The sequence below is a fragment of the Marinobacterium ramblicola genome (assembly GCF_019084545.1).
Classification (GTDB): domain Bacteria; phylum Pseudomonadota; class Gammaproteobacteria; order Pseudomonadales; family Balneatricaceae; genus Marinobacterium_D; species Marinobacterium_D ramblicola.
Window position 1 is genome coordinate 105180 of record NZ_JAHREP010000014.1, and the last position, 16447, is coordinate 121626.

At 53.5% G+C, this 16447-nt stretch carries 16 protein-coding genes; 15 read left to right on the top strand and 1 reads right to left on the bottom strand.

The features are described 5' to 3' along the window. Positions 1-3 precede the first annotated feature (3 nt). From KQ940_RS12440 to KQ940_RS12490, 11 genes are all read left to right on the top strand, one after another. Positions 4-1098 (top strand): flagellar basal body P-ring protein FlgI, encoded by a 1095-nt coding sequence (locus KQ940_RS12440; protein ID WP_217413961.1) that lies wholly within the window; start codon positions 4-6, stop codon positions 1096-1098. Position 1099: 1 nt separating this feature from the next. Next, positions 1100-2170, top strand: a complete 1071-nt coding sequence (gene flgJ / locus KQ940_RS12445) for a flagellar assembly peptidoglycan hydrolase FlgJ (protein WP_217413962.1) — start codon at positions 1100-1102, stop codon at positions 2168-2170. Between the two features lie 63 nt (positions 2171-2233). Continuing rightward, a complete protein-coding gene (gene flgK, locus KQ940_RS12450) occupies positions 2234-4270 on the top strand; it encodes a flagellar hook-associated protein FlgK (protein WP_217413963.1) in 2037 nt (678 codons plus the stop codon). Positions 4271-4282: 12 nt separating this feature from the next. Continuing rightward, positions 4283-5191, top strand: coding sequence for a flagellar hook-associated protein FlgL (gene flgL / locus KQ940_RS12455; RefSeq protein ID WP_217413964.1), 909 nt, complete (start codon positions 4283-4285; stop codon positions 5189-5191). 2 nt (positions 5192-5193) lie between these two features. After that, entirely contained in the window at positions 5194-5496 is a 303-nt protein-coding gene (locus KQ940_RS12460) for a hypothetical protein (protein WP_217413965.1), read from the top strand. A gap of 103 nt (positions 5497-5599) precedes the next feature. Beyond that, the gene (locus KQ940_RS12465; RefSeq protein ID WP_217413966.1) at positions 5600-6013 is read left to right on the top strand and encodes a flagellar protein FlaG; all 414 of its coding nucleotides are present in this window, start codon (positions 5600-5602) and stop codon (positions 6011-6013) included. Between the two features lie 31 nt (positions 6014-6044). Beyond that, positions 6045-7445: a flagellar filament capping protein FliD gene (gene fliD / locus KQ940_RS23080; RefSeq protein ID WP_217413967.1), complete on the top strand. Its 1401-nt coding sequence runs from the start codon at positions 6045-6047 to the stop codon at positions 7443-7445. Positions 7446-7466: 21 nt separating this feature from the next. Next, entirely contained in the window at positions 7467-7853 is a 387-nt protein-coding gene (gene fliS / locus KQ940_RS12475) for a flagellar export chaperone FliS (protein ID WP_217413968.1), read from the top strand. Positions 7854-8069: 216 nt separating this feature from the next. Continuing rightward, positions 8070-8900 carry a flagellin N-terminal helical domain-containing protein gene (locus KQ940_RS12480; RefSeq protein ID WP_217413969.1) on the top strand — a complete coding sequence of 277 codons (831 nt, stop codon included), beginning with the start codon at positions 8070-8072 and terminating at the stop codon, positions 8898-8900. A gap of 147 nt (positions 8901-9047) precedes the next feature. Continuing rightward, complete coding sequence (locus KQ940_RS12485) at positions 9048-10271, top strand: motility associated factor glycosyltransferase family protein (RefSeq protein WP_217413970.1); 1224 nt, start codon at positions 9048-9050, stop codon at positions 10269-10271. After that, positions 10259-10510, top strand: coding sequence for a hypothetical protein (locus KQ940_RS12490; RefSeq protein ID WP_217413971.1), 252 nt, complete (start codon positions 10259-10261; stop codon positions 10508-10510). Before KQ940_RS12485 ends, KQ940_RS12490 begins: the two co-directional genes overlap by 13 nt. A 53-nt stretch (positions 10511-10563) precedes the next feature. Here KQ940_RS12490 and KQ940_RS12495 read toward each other — a convergent pair whose 3' ends face one another. Next, positions 10564-13023 (bottom strand): motility associated factor glycosyltransferase family protein, encoded by a 2460-nt coding sequence (locus KQ940_RS12495; RefSeq protein WP_217413972.1) that lies wholly within the window; start codon positions 13021-13023, stop codon positions 10564-10566. A gap of 224 nt (positions 13024-13247) precedes the next feature. Here KQ940_RS12495 and KQ940_RS12500 point away from each other — a divergent pair, with 224 nt between their 5' ends. Genes KQ940_RS12500 through pseI form a run of 4 tightly spaced genes read left to right on the top strand, consistent with a single transcriptional unit; the run spans position 13248 to position 16446 of the window. After that, positions 13248-13490, top strand: a complete 243-nt coding sequence (locus KQ940_RS12500; RefSeq protein ID WP_217413973.1) for an acyl carrier protein — start codon at positions 13248-13250, stop codon at positions 13488-13490. A 21-nt stretch (positions 13491-13511) separates the two neighbouring features. Further along, entirely contained in the window at positions 13512-14702 is a 1191-nt protein-coding gene (gene pseC, locus KQ940_RS12505) for a UDP-4-amino-4,6-dideoxy-N-acetyl-beta-L-altrosamine transaminase (RefSeq protein WP_217413974.1), read from the top strand. Then, positions 14699-15397 (top strand): pseudaminic acid cytidylyltransferase, encoded by a 699-nt coding sequence (pseF, locus tag KQ940_RS12510; RefSeq protein WP_217413976.1) that lies wholly within the window; start codon positions 14699-14701, stop codon positions 15395-15397. The genes pseC and pseF overlap by 4 nt, the downstream gene beginning before the upstream one ends. Beyond that, entirely contained in the window at positions 15397-16446 is a 1050-nt protein-coding gene (gene pseI, locus KQ940_RS12515; RefSeq protein ID WP_217413977.1) for a pseudaminic acid synthase, read from the top strand. Before pseF ends, pseI begins: the two co-directional genes overlap by 1 nt. Position 16447: the final 1 nt, after the last annotated feature.

The following is a 16447-nucleotide window of genomic DNA, read 5'->3' on the forward strand; positions in this document are numbered from 1 at the left end:
AACATGAAAACGGTCATCACGCTATTAATGCTTTGTACGCTGTTCGTCAGTCCGGTGCAGGCGGAGCGGCTCAAGGATATTACGACGGTGTCGGGTGTCCGCAGTAACCAGTTGGTGGGCTACGGTCTGGTTGTAGGTTTGGATGGTACGGGTGATGGTACCGATTTCACCTCGCAGACCTTCCGTAACATGCTGAACAACTTTGGCGTGGCGATCCCGGCCAATGTGTCCCCCGAGTCGGACAATATCGCTGCGGTTGCGATCCATGCCGAACTGCCACCCTTTGCCAAGCCGGGGCAAAGTATCGATGTGACCGTTTCCGCGATCGGCGATGCCAAGAGTCTGCGTGGTGGCAGCCTTCTGATGGCGCCGCTCAAGGGTGCAGATGGCCAGGTCTACGCCATCGCTCAGGGTAACCTCGTGGTCTCCGGATTTGGTGTCAGCGGTGATGACGGCTCGCGCCTATCGCTGAACATTCCCAGTGTCGGTCGCATCCCCAACGGAGCCAGCGTCGAGCGTGCGGTGCCCAACGCCTTCTCTCAGGGCGACTCGCTGGTGTTGAACCTGAACAATCCGGATTTCACCACGGCCCGTCGCGTTGCCGAGCAGATAAACGGATTGCTCGGACCCGATGTGGCACGTGCGCTTGATGCAACCTCTATCCGCGTCAGCGCGCCGCGTGATCCGTCCCAGCGTGTCTCCTACCTGTCGGTGCTGGAGAACCTGAGCGTGGATCCGGGCAAGGAGGTAGCGAAGGTGATCATCAACTCGCGCACCGGCACCATCATCATCGGCGAGAATGTGCGGGTGTCGCCGGTCGCCATAACCCATGGCGGTCTGACGGTCGCCATAAGCGAAGCGCCAGAAGTGTCCCAGCCGGATACCCCATTGGCCGGTGGCCAGACCGTGGTGACGCCGCGGACCGGTATCCAGGTTGATGAGGGCTCGGGGCATATGTTTGAGTTCAACACCGGTACATCGCTGCGTGATCTGGTGGAGGCGGTCAATCAGGTGGGCGTTGCACCGGGGGACCTGATGGCGATTCTGGAAGCGCTCAAACAGGCTGGCGCACTGAAAGCCGAGCTGGTGGTGATCTGATATGGACAGCAAGTTTCCGGGGCAGGTCGACTCCTCGTTCTATACCGATCTGACCGGCCTGAGCAAGATAAAGTCGCAGGCCAAGGGTGATCGCGATGCCGCGCTGCGCAATGCTGCCGAGCAGTTCGAGCAGGTGTTCATGAACATGATGCTCAAGTCGATGCGCCAGGCGACGGAGAGCTTCGCCGAAGACAATCCGTTCAACTCCAGCGATGTACAGTTTTTCCAGGGCATGCTCGATCAGCAACTGACCCTGGAGCTTTCGCAGAGTAAAGGCTTGGGGCTTGCCGACATCATCGTTCGCCAACTGGGTGGCAAGGAGATGACGCCGGATACGCTGCGCAAGGCGCTGCAGCTGCCCAGCGACGAGGAGCGGATTGACGACAAGCTGAACCAGGGACAGTCGCTGAACGAAACGCTGCTGAACCTGGCGGCACGACGTGTGGCAAACCATTCGCTGAGCGCTGTCGACCAGATCAGCGACCGGCTGGCCCAGCGCAGATCAGAGACCGCGGCCGTACCGGAGGTTGAGGATCTGGCCGCTGCATCCGCAGCAGAGGGCGCCGAACCCGCCGACTGGCAGGTCGAGTCGCCGGAACAGTTTGTCGAGCAGCTGTTGCCGGCTGCCGAGAAAGCCGCTCAGGCCCTTGGGGTGGATCCCCGTGTGTTGGTTGCACAGGCGGCGCTTGAGACCGGTTGGGGGCGCTTGATTATCCGTCGCGAGGACGGTGGCAGCAGCCACAACCTGTTCAATATCAAGGCCGATAGCCGGTGGGATGGTGAACGGGTTGGTGTCAATACGTTGGAGTATCGAGATGGGTTGCCACGCCCTGAGCGGGCTGATTTCCGAGTATACGATTCGGTCCAGCAAAGCCTGGAGGATTACGTCGATTTTATCCAGAACAATCCGCGTTACGCTGAGGCATTGCAGCAAGCAGGGGATCCGGTCGGCTATCTGCAGGCGCTGCAGCGCGCAGGCTATGCAACCGACCCTGAATATGCCGACAAGATCGCGCGCATAGTCAATGGCACGCAGTTGGCCAGCAGCGGTCATTTGCCTCAAGAAGGCTGAGTTTTTGCCGATAAATTGATCAATGGCGCCGATGCTCCGGTGCCATTATCGGGAGAGTAGAAAATGTCTTACGGTCTGTTGTCTTTGGGGGTTCAGGGTGTCAGGGCGAGTCAGTCCGGGCTCGCCGTCGTTGGTAACAACATTACCAACGTCAATACCCCGGGGTATAACCGTCAGGTCGCTCAGTTCAACAGTCTGGAGGGCGGCGGTGTTCTGCAGGACAGCACCCAGCGCATCGTCGACCAGTACATCACCCAACGGCTCTGGGCCGACAACTCCCGTTTCGAGGCTGCCAAGGCGTTCGAGGCGATGGCGAGCCAGCTCGACAATACACTGGCCAGTGACAGTGTCAGCCTTTCCGCAAAGCTTGACGATTACTTCGCTGCTTTGCAGGCCGCCAATGATGATCCGACGTCGATCACCAACCGGGAGCTGTTTATTGCCGAGGCGCAGGCGACGGCAACCCGGTTCAACGATCTCTATGACCAGGTGTCGCAGCAGACCGAAACGGTCAACACCCGTATCCGCGAGCTGGCTGAGGAGATCAACAGCGCGGCGCTGAATATCGCCGACCTGAACGATCGTATCCGTATCGCCAAGGCCGCGAACAAGGATGCATTCGAACTGCTCGATCAGCGTGATCAGGCGGTGCAGGAGCTGTCCCAGCTTGTCGACATCAATGTCATTGAGCAGGGCGATGAGTTCTCGATCTTCATCGGCAACGGTCAGCCGCTGGTGGTCGGGCAGAGCTTTAACCCGATGGTGTCGACGCCGAACGAGCTGGACCCGACCCGGCAGGAGATCGGCATACGGCTTGCCGGACGGGTGAACGATTTGACCGGCATGGTGGGCGGCGGCGAGCTGGGCGGCCTGCTCGCCTATCGTGATGACGTGCTGGACCCGACCCTCAATGAGCTGGGACGGCTGGCTGTCGTGTTTGCCGACAGCATGAATCAGCAGCACCAGTTGGGCATGGATCTCGACGGCAACATGGGGCAGAACCTGTTCGCCGATATCAACAGCGCCAACCTGCTGTCGACGCGGGTGCAGGCCGAATTCGCCGACGGTAGCGTTCAGATTGTCGATAGCAGCAAGCTCCACGCGTCGGATTACGACCTTGTCTTTACCTCCAGCGATAGTTTTCGGCTGACGCGTCTCTCCGATGGCAAGAGTTGGACCGATAGTTCGTTCAGTGTTGCGGCCACCAACACCGACGTGGATATGGATGGGGAAGCGTTCTTTGACTCCACGACCGGGGAACTGACCTTGCAGATCGATGGCTTCAGGCTCGATCTGTCCCGTTCCGGTGGCTTTGCCACCAATGAGCGCGTGTTGGTGCAGCCGGTGCGCACGGCGGCTGATGATATCGCGGTCAATATCCGGGATGGTCGCCAGTTGGCACTGGCGACGCCGGTAGTCGTAGCGCCAGACTCAAGCAATAATGGAACCGGCGCTGCCACCGTTCAATTGACCGAGCTGTCAAACCCCAAGTCGACCGATCCTCGCGACTCGATAGCCGCGCTGATGCCTAATTCGGGCTCCCAACTGACGGTAACGGCAGACTCGACCGTGGTGCCGGAAGGCTACACGGTGGTTAGCTCGGACGGCTTGGCGCTGTCGATATCGCTGGACCCCGATGACAGCAAGAACCTGATCATTCGTAACGCCGATCCCTCGCTGAACGGAGAGATCGTGATGCGGGTCGAAGGGGTGCCGCAGGATGGCGATAGTTTCGTTATCGACTTCAATTTCGACGTTGACGGTTCCGACATCATCACCAACGTTGGCGTGTCGGATAACCGTAATGGTCTGCTGATGTCAGATCTGACCAAGGCTGCCACCTCCCTGGAGGGCAGCTACCAGGAAACCTACGGCAGAATCATCGAGCGGGTCGGTATCGATACCAAGATCGCCCAAACCGATCTGCGTGCATCCGAGGCGGTACTGAAAAACACCACCGCTCAGCGCGAAGAGATCAGCGGCGTCAACCTCGATGAAGAGGCGGTCAAGCTGATCCAGTTCCAGCAGGCCTACCAGGCGGCCGCCCAAATTATCAGTGCCTCTCAGCGCATCTTCGATTCGCTGATCCAGGCCGTGTAACGGAGGTTCGGTATGAGACTTTCAACACAACAGTTCTTCTCCCAGAACCTGGATACGGTGCGCAACGGTAACGCCGAGCTGTTCAAGTACCAGCAGCAGCTCGCATCCGGTAAAAAAATCTCACAGGCATCGGACGATCCGCTGGCCGCGACGCAGATCAACAAGTATGAGCACGTCATTGCACGCAGTGAGGTGTTTGCCAGCAACGTCGATGTGGCCGAGCGCAGGCTGAAGCTGGAGGAGAGTACGCTGGCGCTGGTGTCGGACAGTGTGCTGCGTATCAAGGATCTGGCGATCCAGGCCAATAATGCCACGCTGAACGACACCGACCGGGAGATCGTGGCGGAGGAGTTACGCCAAATTCTGGATCAGCTGGCATCGGCAGCCAATACCCAGGATGCTCAGGGCGAATACCTTTTCTCTGGCTTCAAAGGCGGCGCGCCAGCCTACGCGCTGAACGCATCCGACCGGTACGAGTACCAGGGCGATCACGGCCAGCGTTTTCTCGATATCGGTGAAAACAATACCGTTGCGTCGACCGATCCCGGCAGTGCCATCTTCGGCGATGGTACGGCGAATATTTTGAACACGGTCAAAGATATGATCGAACTGCTCGATGGCACGACGCCGACAACATCCTTTTCGGATGACATCTCTGCTCTGCAGGGAGAGCTGGATCAGTTCTTCGAAGGGGTCGTAACTCAGCGCTCCAAATTGGGCGCGAGGCTTAATGTATTGGAGGCACAGGGAGAAGCGTTGGCCGATATCAAGCTGTTTACCACCAACTCCCTGTCCGTCGTGCAGGACACCGATTACTACGAAGCCACCAGCAAGCTGATGCAGCAGCAGACAGCGCTCCAGGCAGCCTACTCCAGCTTTGGGCAGATACAGCAGCTTTCGCTGTTTGACTACGTGGGGTAATGATGCAGTTCAACGCGGTTTACGAGCGCTGTGATGCTATCCTGAATGAACAGATCGACTTGCTGCAGCAGGGCGAAGTAGAGCCCATCCTCGTGCTAGAGCAGGAGAAAGATAAGCTGCTCAGGCAGGTCGAGTGGCAAGAGCTTGAGGGTAGCGAAGAGCAGTTGGCATTGGCGCAGGAGTTGTTGGCCAAGCAACAGGCGTTCGAGCACCAATGCGCTCTGGTTCGAGAGGATCTGTTCAGGCAGTTGTCAGAGGTCAGAAAACAACAGAAAGCCTTGAACAGTTATCTGGATAATCGATGAATAAATGATCATTGAGTGCTAAAGATCCCATTCAATCTGCCGATTAAGAGGCTAGATACCCGGAAGAAGATCGTCCGGACTTGGGATTGAAAGAGGCATCAACATGGCGATTGATTCACTCACAGGCGTTGGCAGTGACCGCGGTCAGGTGGTCAGAGACGCGGCAACTATTCAGAATGATCTACGCCCCGTGAAGGGTAGCGAAGTTGGCACTCGTGCGGTAGAAGAGTCGGCGGCTACGCAGAAAAAATCGGAATACAAACAGCCGGAGTCCTCGGTGGTAAAGGAGGCTGCGGCTCAGCTTGGCGAAGTGCTGAAGCTCGTCAGCAGCAATCTCAACATATCGGTAGACGATGATCTGGGTGAAACCGTAGTCAAAGTCGTTAACGCCGATAATAAGGAGGTGATCCGTCAGATCCCCTCGGAAGAGATCCTGTCTCTGATGAAACGTTTGTCGGAGATCTCAGAGCAGTATACGGCCGAATCCAGCGGACTCCTGCTGCGCGATGAGGCATAGTTGAGCACAGCGTGCTCCGGACGGTATGTAAGTGGCTAATATTACGTTTTCAGGTATTGGATCGAGTATCGATACCGCGGCAATAGTCGACGCGATTGTAGCGGCAGAGATAGAGCCGCAACGGGAGCTTCTGTCGGCGCGAAAGACGACCTACAACAGTCAGCTTTCGGCGATAGGCAAACTCAAAAGTGCGTTGGAGCAGTTCCAGTCCGTGCTCGACAACCTGAAAACGGCAAGCAAGTTTCAGTCACGGTCGGTATCGGTCGGTAACAGCGATCTACTGTCGGCCAGTGCGACCGGTTCGGCTGTGCCGGGAAGCTACGAGATCGAGATCGATCATCTGGCAAAACAGCAAAAGCTTATAACCTCAGCGGGTTCTTTTGCTACTTCGGGCGATACAGTGGGCACCGGTACGCTCAGCTTTACCGTAGGTGGAGAAAGTTTCGACGTTCCCATCGACTCGTCAAGCTCTTCGCTTTCCGGCATTCGTGATGCTATCAACTCCACGACCGGCAACAGCAGCGTTTCAGCTACCATTGTTAACGTCGATGACGGTCTCGGCGGTACTGAAGCACGGTTGATGCTGACCTCCATTGAGGGAGGTCTGGATAACAAGATCAACATCACGGCCGTTGATGATGACGGTAATTCGACGGATGCATCGGGGTTGTCGCAGCTGATTTATGACTCGACCAGTGCGACGGGCAATATGACCCAGCATCAGGCTGCCGATGATGCGCTGTTTTACATCGATGGGCTTGCGGTCAGCCGTTCCACCAACTCCGTTTCTGATGCGATCGACGGAGTCACGCTTGATCTCAAGAGCGCTGCGCCGGGAACGAAGTTCAGTCTTGATGTCGCGGTCGATAACGATACGATCGCCAACAATATCCAGTCTCTGGTCGACGCCTACAACAACGTTCGCTCCATCGTTAAATCCACCTCCGAAAATGAGGGTTCCAGCGCCCTGATGGGGGACTCGACGGTGCGGACTCTGTACAACAAAATGCGCTCGGTGTTGTCGTCGCAGGTGGCGTCTGCACCTGACAGCGCCAATTCGCTTAGCCTGGTGGGTGTCAGCATCGATCAGTATGGTGTGATGTCGCTGGACAGAGAGGCGCTAGGAAACGCGCTCGATGATGATTTCTCCGCCGTTTCGAAGCTCTTTACCAATGATGACGGTATCGCGCCGACACTGGATACTCTGCTTGAGAGTTATACCCAGTACGCCGGGTTGCTCGATGATCGGACCAAAGGGCTGAATTCGCGGCTGGAGTCCTTGACCAGTGCGCAAGAGCGCCTGGATCGACGCGAAGAATCGATGCTGGCAAGCCTGACCAAGCAATACAACGCGATGGATTCTTTGGTGGCGCAGCTCAACTCCACCGGTTCATACTTGCTGGCGCAGCTGTCAGCACTTAGCTCCTCCTAAAGACCGACTAAGAGATGACGAATGAATAAAGGTATCAATCAGTATCGTCAGATAGATGTAGAAACGGATCTGCACAACGCGTCGCCACATCGGCTGATCCAGATGTTGTTTGAAGGCGCGTTGAAAAGTATTGCGTCTGCCAAGGGGGAGCTGCAATCCGGTACCCCGGTGGGTGTTTCTCAGCATATATCGCGAGCTGTGAAAATCGTCGGTGGTCTTGAGGAGGCTTTGGACAAGGAAGCCGGTGGCGAGCTGGCGGATAGTCTTGAGAGGCTCTACCAGCATATTCAGGACTCCCTGGTGCTGGCGCAGGCTGAGAAGAGCGAGAGCCAACTTGATCAGATTGCATTGCTGTTGATTGAACTTAAAGAGGGTTGGGACCAGATCGCGCCCACCAAAGGTGCATAGCTTCGTCTCTTTAGCGATGTGCAATGCGCTAATAGATAATAAGAGAGCCGCTGCCAATCGCAGCGGTTTTTTTATGGTCTGAACTCAGTGGCGATTGAGTGCAAAAAAACCAAAATTTTTTTCTCAAGCTTCTCTCGCCGATGCCGTTAACCTGAATACACAGCATATGAGCGCAGCCTGGCAGTGGACAGGCTCTATCAGCTAGGAGATACACACATGGCAAACGTAGTAGCAACAAACCTCTTCTCTCTGTCCGCCCAGCGTAACCTGGCCAAAACCGAAACCGGTATGGCAACGGCGATGGAGCGTCTGTCTTCAGGTCTGCGTGTAAACAGCGCGAAAGATGACTCCGCCGGCCTTGCAATCGCCGAGCGTATGAACGCCCAGGTCAAGGGTATGAACGTGGCGATCCGCAACGCAGCGGACGGTATCTCCCTGGCACAGACCGCCGAAGGTGCTCTGCAGCAGGTATCCGATACCCTGCAGCGTATGCGTGAACTGTCTGTACAGTCCTCGAACGCCACCAACTCCTCTTCTGACCGCGCCAACCTGGATGCCGAGTTCTCTCAGCTGGCCGCAGAGGTTGGTCGTATCATCTCTGCTACCGAGTTCAACGGGCAGAAGGTACTTGGTGCCAGCGCAGGTGCTCAGACCTTCCAGGTCGGTGCTAACAACGCGACCGATAACCGTATCACCGTTACCACGACTAACCTGTCTACCAACTCCAACGTGACCGGCGTTACTGGTACTAACATCAAGTCTGCTGCTGGGGCTCAGTCTGCTATCGCCCTGATCGATACTGCCATCGATACTATTACGACTGAGCGTGCCAAGTATGGTGCGGCGCAGAACCGCTTCGAAACCACCATCCAGAACCTGCGTAACGCGTCTGAAAACCAGGCGGCTTCTCGCAGCCGTATCATGGATGCCGATTTCGCGATGGAAACTGCAGCGCTGACCAAGGCCCAGGTACTCCAGCAGTCCGGTATCGCGATTCTGTCTCAGGCTAACCAGGCTCCGCAGGCTGTTCTGAGTCTGCTGCGTTAATCTGATACTTAAAATCTAAAAACGGCACGCCTTGGCGTGCCGTTTTCGTTTGTACGGGCGAATAGGCCCAGGTTTGGGGGGGGGATGTATAGTCTAGAGGCAAAATATAGGATCTTAAGTGAGCGTTGGCCGGAGGTGGCCGCAAGGTTGGATATTAACTCTACCGAAGCTCGCACGGTGCTGGGTGATACACCTGAAACCGTTTTGGTGCATTCAGGACTCCATATATCCAGTGCTTTTGATCCTGAGAGGGAAGCTAATCTTCAGGCAGCGCGGGTTCCTGTTGAGAGCTCAACTGTGTCGGTATATGGCGTTGGCTCAGGCTACCTCGTGCAGACGTTACTTGAGCGGCCGCAGGTGAGGAAGCTGAATCTCGTCTTCTTCAGTTACCAGCTATTGGCTGAATCAATGGCAACCTATCCCCATCGCTGGATAGAAGATCCTCGGGTCGAACTGCAATTTGGCGGAAGCGTAAAATATCCCCAGTTACCATTCGCAGCCGTATATGCAGAGTTGATGTCGGCTGAACCCGATGCTCTGCCTCTACGTGATCGTGTGTTGACTGAATTGAATGAGGAATTCAGGCGTGCAGGTCTTGCTAGGCACTATGCCAAATTTGAGCGACCTAACCTGATTAATAATCGTAAAAATATGATATCGGATCCTGATGTCGCTTCCTTGTTTGGAGTGGCCTCCGGAGGCTGTGTTACGGTTGTTGCCGGAGGACCCTCCGCCGACTACTTTCTCGATAACATGGTCGAATCAGACTTTCTCATTGTTGTTTCCACAGCATTAAAAGGCGTTTTAAATAGAGGGTTGAAACCTGATGTGGTTGTCGCAATCGATGGGCATAAAGAGCTACTCAGGCATTTCGACACGGTTGGTCCTTATTGTAAGCAATTGAATAAAGCTATTTTGGCTTACGCGCCTGTTATTCAGCCTTTTATTGTTGATTCATGGCCAGGCTTCCGCTGTGCATTCTACTTGGAAAACACGCTGTTTTCGGAGATCCGAAAACAGGTTCTCCGTTCGGTGCTATTTTGCTCAGGTACAGTGACTCATTGTGCCGTTGATTTGGCTGTCAAGATGGGAGCTGAGGAGGTGCGCTTGGTCGGAGCTGATTTTGGCTTTCCAGGAGGCTTTTCCCACGCCGAGCAGACCGATCACCGCCAGCAGCAGGTTGGGGAGACTCAAGTCATGTCAGGCGCAGGGGTGCTTATTGATTCCACTCCGGCGTTAGTCGGTTACTTGCGGGATCTCGAGGCCTATATCGAACTTAATCCTGACGTACGTTTCGTGCAGATGTCGAATCTCGGAGCTGCCATTGCGGGTGCAAAAATATTTGACTGGAACAGCATATGCGAAACCTAATTGAACAGGCTGATGCCATATTTGAAAGCTTGGTTTCCGGGCAGATTGCAAAAGGGTTTGAACTTTATCCAGATTTTATTGATGCGTTTATTAATACATTGACTGATAGTGAGATACTATCCTTTCAGCCTCTATTGCAGGAGATGTTGAAGGCTCAAGAGGAGAAAAATGTCGTATGGCTAGCTGATTTATTAGCATATTTATTGATTCCAGCTCTAAAAGAGCTGCACCCGAGATAAAAGCATTTCGAGTGCATTTTTTCAAAGAGCTTATTACATGGGTCCTAAGTGGCTTAGTCGTTATCGAGGAGGGGGAACTCCGATAAAAGCCGCTTAGCAGCCAAATTGTCTGGCTGATGATGAAGCGCTTCCTCCAGAACGATTCGCGCTGCTTTGAACTCTGAGATAGAGATATAAATATCAGCCAAGTTGAGAAGGTTGTAAGTGTCGTTCGGGAAAAATTCGTAGTGGCGGGTCATGCTCTCTATTGCACCGGCCAAATCGCCCGCGGTTCTCTGGAACTTTCCATAATGCTTCAGATAGTGCGGCGAAATGAGGGATAGGCACTCGATTGCCTGAAGTGTCTGCGCATGGTTTTTCTCGGCACTACTGATAGCGAGCACGCGTTGTAAAGATGCTTCCATGATATCCATATGCTGAGCTTCGATTATGCTTTGATGCTCTCTAATCGCATCCTGATTGTGGCCTTCCAGCTCTGCAATGTACGCTTTGATCAGTGAGGTGTACCCCGAGTGAAACTCGGGTCGGTCGTTTGATTCAAGGAAGGAGAGAATGCTTTTTAGCTCCTCTATTCGATTTCGCTGCAGCATGCGAGTGGCTTTATCAACCAGTTGGTGGGGGGTCGCGCCTCCGTTGCAGCGTGCCTGGTCTGCGGACTCTGCTTTGAGTGTCAGGCTTTCGAATTCGCCCTTCATTTTGCTCCGCAGCTCTTCGATAGTATTGAGATCAAAATTAACCTTATGGTTTTTTAGCCAGGTTTCTGCTCGCAGGAAGGCGCTCTCTTTTATCCAGCCTTTGCAGAGTGCATCGATGTTTGGAGAGATACTCAGTTCCTCCAAACGCAGAGAAATTTTGTCGCCGACAAATTCAAGGAGTTGAATAACTTCTTTGAGAATGTGGCTAAATGTACCAAAATAACGCTTTCCAAAATCGAGAATATCGATATGTGTCCATTGATCGGTGTCTTTATGGTTGGTGTCGGCCAGAAACTCTCCCAGACCATACACTTTACAAAAGCGCATCATCGGCGGTGAAAGTGACTCTATTTCAGCTTCATAGGTATTGAGTTTCTGCTGTATCTCCGGATTGATGCTACCGTTTTGGGTTAGCAATAGAGGGCTCAACTCTTTAGCCTTATCAGCAGCAGCCTGTGCTTTCATAAAACTCTGCTGTACGCTACCAAGCTGTTCTCGTAATGCCAATAAATAGAGATGCCGTTGTTCAGGCGTAGGACTGGAAACCTTCACCGAAACCTTTTGCGTGGGTGGGAAGGTAAGCTGGTTTGTTGATATGTAGTCGATACCGTTAATGTGTGCGGCATTTCCTGAGAGGTTGATTAACTGGATGTCATGCTCATGGGCTGAGGCAGCCTGAGCTTCAAGTGCCTCGATAGCGGCGAAGTAGTCAGGTGATGTATCCGCTTCTTCACCCAAATTTGTTTTTACCCGACGTGTATCTGAACGTAAAGATGGGCCGCTTGAGGCTTCATTACTGCCTTTGGCGTGGCTGAATCCTTGTTTGTCGAAACAGAGATCCAGTCCTGCGAACAGAATACGTGTGAAACCCATAGCGATTGCTGATGACAGCGCTACGTTGGTTACGGTAGGGCCATGCAGATCCAGGGTTGGCTCATTTAGATCACTCTCCCATGGAAGCCGAGTGCCTGAAAAGTAAACATTGGACTGCCATTGCGAGACGAGAAGGGGTTGGGCGTGGTTTGCTGCTATCAGCGGCACTTGCTCCGATAGCTGAAGTGCTTCCTTCGATACGTTAAATGCAATGTCTTGAGGGTCGACGTGTACAAAGAAATCAGGTGTAATTTTTTCCCTGATCAAAATTTTAGCGATTCTGGAGACCGCTAAAATGTAAATCTGCTCACGGTTTTGCCGAATCCACTCGAAATGATCGTTTAAAGATGGCCCAGCTGCCAGAATGAGTGCTGTTTGCTCCTTGTATTGCCCTTCAAGCACGCCCGATGATATTTGGTAGTCAGCAGCGTTCAACAGCTGGGTTTGTAAAAAGGCTTTTAGCCCGAGGGAGTAAGCCTGGCTCCAGCACAGATTGATGCTCTTTTGTTCCGTATCCCAGATCAGCGGGCCGTAACATTTTGTGTAATCGGATTGAGCAGCGAGGGAGCGGTATACCCTGACACGGTCGAGAAAAGCGTATTCATTAAAATGAAAATCCTCGAGAGCGCGTTCCCATGAGTCGGGCGTCTCGATGCGTACTTGAGGATGAGGTTGCGTCTCTAGTCCAAGTCTCTCGATGATTTCGGGCAGTTCGATAAAGACGTAGCGGGTGTTATCGGGTTTGTCACTTTCTGATACGTATTGGCTCAGCAAACCTGAGTCGGTGCCGATGATTAGGTATAGCACTTTGCTATCGAAGAGCACTCTTGAGAATCGCTGTTGCAGGACTTCTACAGCGGGCTGCCGGCTGAACTGGCTTTGATGAAGCTCTGTTAGATAGCGGTCGTTGAAGGCGTTGATCGTTACGTCTAATGAAACTGACATTCGTCTGCTCTGCGATAGATTTGTGGCTTGATCTTTTAGTGTGCCACAAATGGTCCTATATCTATAACTGCTGGCGCGGTACAGAATGCGGAAGGCGTTCTAGGCCTGAAGCAAGTGCTGGTGGGGAGGAGCCTTCCCTTACGCATTCAGTCCGACTAGCATCCTAGGCTCAGGGTCCACTTTGCCGCACACTTGCCTGCTTCTGATTAAGGTATAGAGTACAGATGACTAGCAATATCGCACTTTATGAAGTTTTTTCCACAGCTCTCAACATCCCGCTTGAAGAGGTGCACGAAGATCTAAAATACAACTCTATCCCTCAGTGGGATTCGGTCGCCCACATGACGCTGATTGCGGCACTGGAGGACCGATTCGATGTCATGCTCGATACCGATGACATTATCGATATGAGTTCAGTCAGCAAGGCGATTGAGATTTTAAGCAGATACGGCATCGATTTTCAGTGATTCCTCGTAGTCGGAGAGGTAATGACCACTAAGCTTATTCCATACGGGCGCCATAGTATTTCTGACGATGACATTGCAGCTGTCGTCGAAGTGATGAAGCACGGCAATCTAACGCAGGGAGATCGAGTACCGGTCCTCGAGCGTGCGTTAAGTGAGTATGTCAACGCACCCTACGTGACGCTGGTTAACTCGGCCACCTCTGCACTGCATCTGGCATGCAAGGCGTTAGGGGTTGCGTCGGGCGATCTTGTTTGGACCTCTCCTGTATCCTTTGTTGCAAGTGCAAACTGTGCGCGTTATTGCGGTGCCGATGTCGATTTTGTGGATATAGATCCCAAAACACTGAACCTTTCCCTCGATGCGCTGCAGGAGAAGCTTCTTCAGGCGAGAAGTAAAGGCAGATTGCCAAAGGTTATAGTGTGTGTTCATTTTGCCGGCCTGACTGTTGATATGCGCCGGTTGCGTCTATTGACCGCCGAATACGATATAGCGCTGGTTGAGGATGCCTCCCATGCGCTGGGAGCCGACTATGCGGGTGAAAAGGTGGGTGCGGGCCGCTACTCGGATGCGGTGGTTTTCAGCTTCCACCCGGTGAAAATGATTACGACCGCTGAGGGTGGGGCGGTGGTAACCCGTAACGAGACGCTGCACACAAGAGTTCGTCGTCTTCGCAGTCATGGTATCGAGCGGGATATGCTCAAAATAGAGAACAAGGAACAGCCGCCTTGGTACTATGAGCAAGTGGAGCTTGGCTTTAACTTTCGTCTGAGCGATTTGCAGGCGGCGCTTGGGCTGTCTCAGTTGCAACGCCTGGACAAGATGGTTGTCCGAAGAAGGCAATTGGCTGCACAGTACGATCATAGTTTGCAGGGACTGCCTCTTGTGCTGCCGCCTCGGGGTAATGAGCCCGAAACATCCAGCTGTTGGCACTTATATCTGATTCGTCTTGAGGAGCCGGAGCTGCGATTGGCCTTGTATCAATATCTGCATAAACATGGTATTGGGGTTCAAGTTCACTATATTCCGATCCATTTTCAACCTGACTATCGGCAGTTGGGATTCGAATATGGCCAGTTTCCTCAATCTGAGAATTACTACGAAAGGTGTCTGACGTTGCCGCTCTATCCGGATCTTACCGATGCTGAGCAGATGTATGTAGTGGAGCGAATAACGCGCTTTTTCAAGACGGTGGCTCGGAGTGACTCCCCATGACTCGCACGGTGGCAATTATTCCTGCGCGCGGGGGGAGCAAGCGCATTCCAAGAAAAAATATTCGAGATTTTGCAGGTCAGCCAGTGATTGCGTACTCGATCAAGGCGGCGCAGGAAAGCGGTGTTTGCGATCGAGTAATCGTTTCTACGGATGACGATGAGATTGCAGATGTAGCGAGATCTTTCGGTGCTGAAATCCCCTTTATTCGCCCGCCGAGCTTGGCGGACGATCATACCGGCACGGGTGCTGTCGTTGAGCATGCAGTGCGTTGGCTTACGGAACGCGGCGCAGATCCCGAATTCGTATGTTGTATCTACGCAACGGCGCCGTTGATTAGCGCAGAGCGGCTTTCAGCCGCGTTTAAACTGTTGGAAGCGCAGCCTGATATGCTGCATGCGTTTAGTGTGGGGCGCTTCAGTTATCCGGTACATCGAGGGCTCTTGCGTGATGGTGACGGAGTTCGAATGCTATACCCCGAACACCTGATGACAAGGTCTCAGGACCTGCCTGAAGTGTTGCATGATGCGGGGCAGTTCTATTGGTCCCGTTTGGGTCAGAAACCAAACGTTCCTATGTTCGGGCCATTATCGATCCCAATCTTGCTTCCCGACTGGCAGGTAAAGGATATCGATACTGAAGAAGATTGGCGTCATGCCGAAATACTCTACAAAGTAATACAGGCAGAACGGTCATAATGAGTATTCGTTTGGGTAAGTATCTGGTAGGGCGGGGACAGCAGCCGTTCGTTATCGCGGAGTTGTCAGGTAACCATGATCAGTCGCTAGATAAAGCATTGGCTTTGGTCGATGCCGCCGCACAGAGTGGTGTTCAGGCAATTAAACTGCAGACCTATACCGCCGATACGATGACGTTGGACGTAGACAGCGGCGAGTTCTTTATCCGTGATACAGACAACCTTTGGCAAGGGCAGACGTTGCACCAGCTTTATGCCAAGGCTAACACGCCCTGGGAGTGGCATGCGCCAATATTCGAGCGAGCAAGGCAAAAGGGCTTGATTGCGTTCAGTACTCCTTTTGATGCTACGGCAGTAGAGTTTCTCGAGACTCTCGATGTCCCCTGTTACAAAATTGCATCTTTCGAGAACAATGACCTGCCACTAATTCGCAAGGTGGCGAAGACCGGCAAACCGATCATTTTGTCCACGGGAATGGCTTCGGTCGGTGAGCTTGAGGAAGCGGTCAATTGCGCACGAGAGGCCGGCTGCAAAGATTTGATATTACTTAAGTGTACAAGTGCCTACCCGGCACCTGTTCATGAATCTAATCTGCTGACGCTTCCACATATGCAGGCGCTTTTCGGTTGCGCAGTTGGACTGTCCGATCATACGCTTGGGCTTGCAGTACCGATTACAGCGGTGGCATTGGGCGCTTGCGTAATAGAAAAACATTTTGTGCTGGACCGAAACGAGGGCGGTGTTGATGCTGCCTTTTCCTTAGAGCCTGACGAGTTACGGCAGTTGGTCGAGCAGGCCGGGCAGGCGTTTGATGCACTCGGAGGTATCTGTTACGGAGGCGGTGCCAGCGAGCAGCCTTCGAAGAAATATCGCCGCTCTCTCTATATTGCCCGAGATATTAAAGCAGGGCAGCGTTTGAGTTCAGAAGATATCAAGTGCATACGGCCGGGGCTGGGGTTGGCTCCGAAACATTGGGATCGGGTGATTGGTCGCTGTGTGCGGGACGATGTCTGCAAGGGAACGCCTCTGGCTTGGTCGCTGCTGGAGTAGC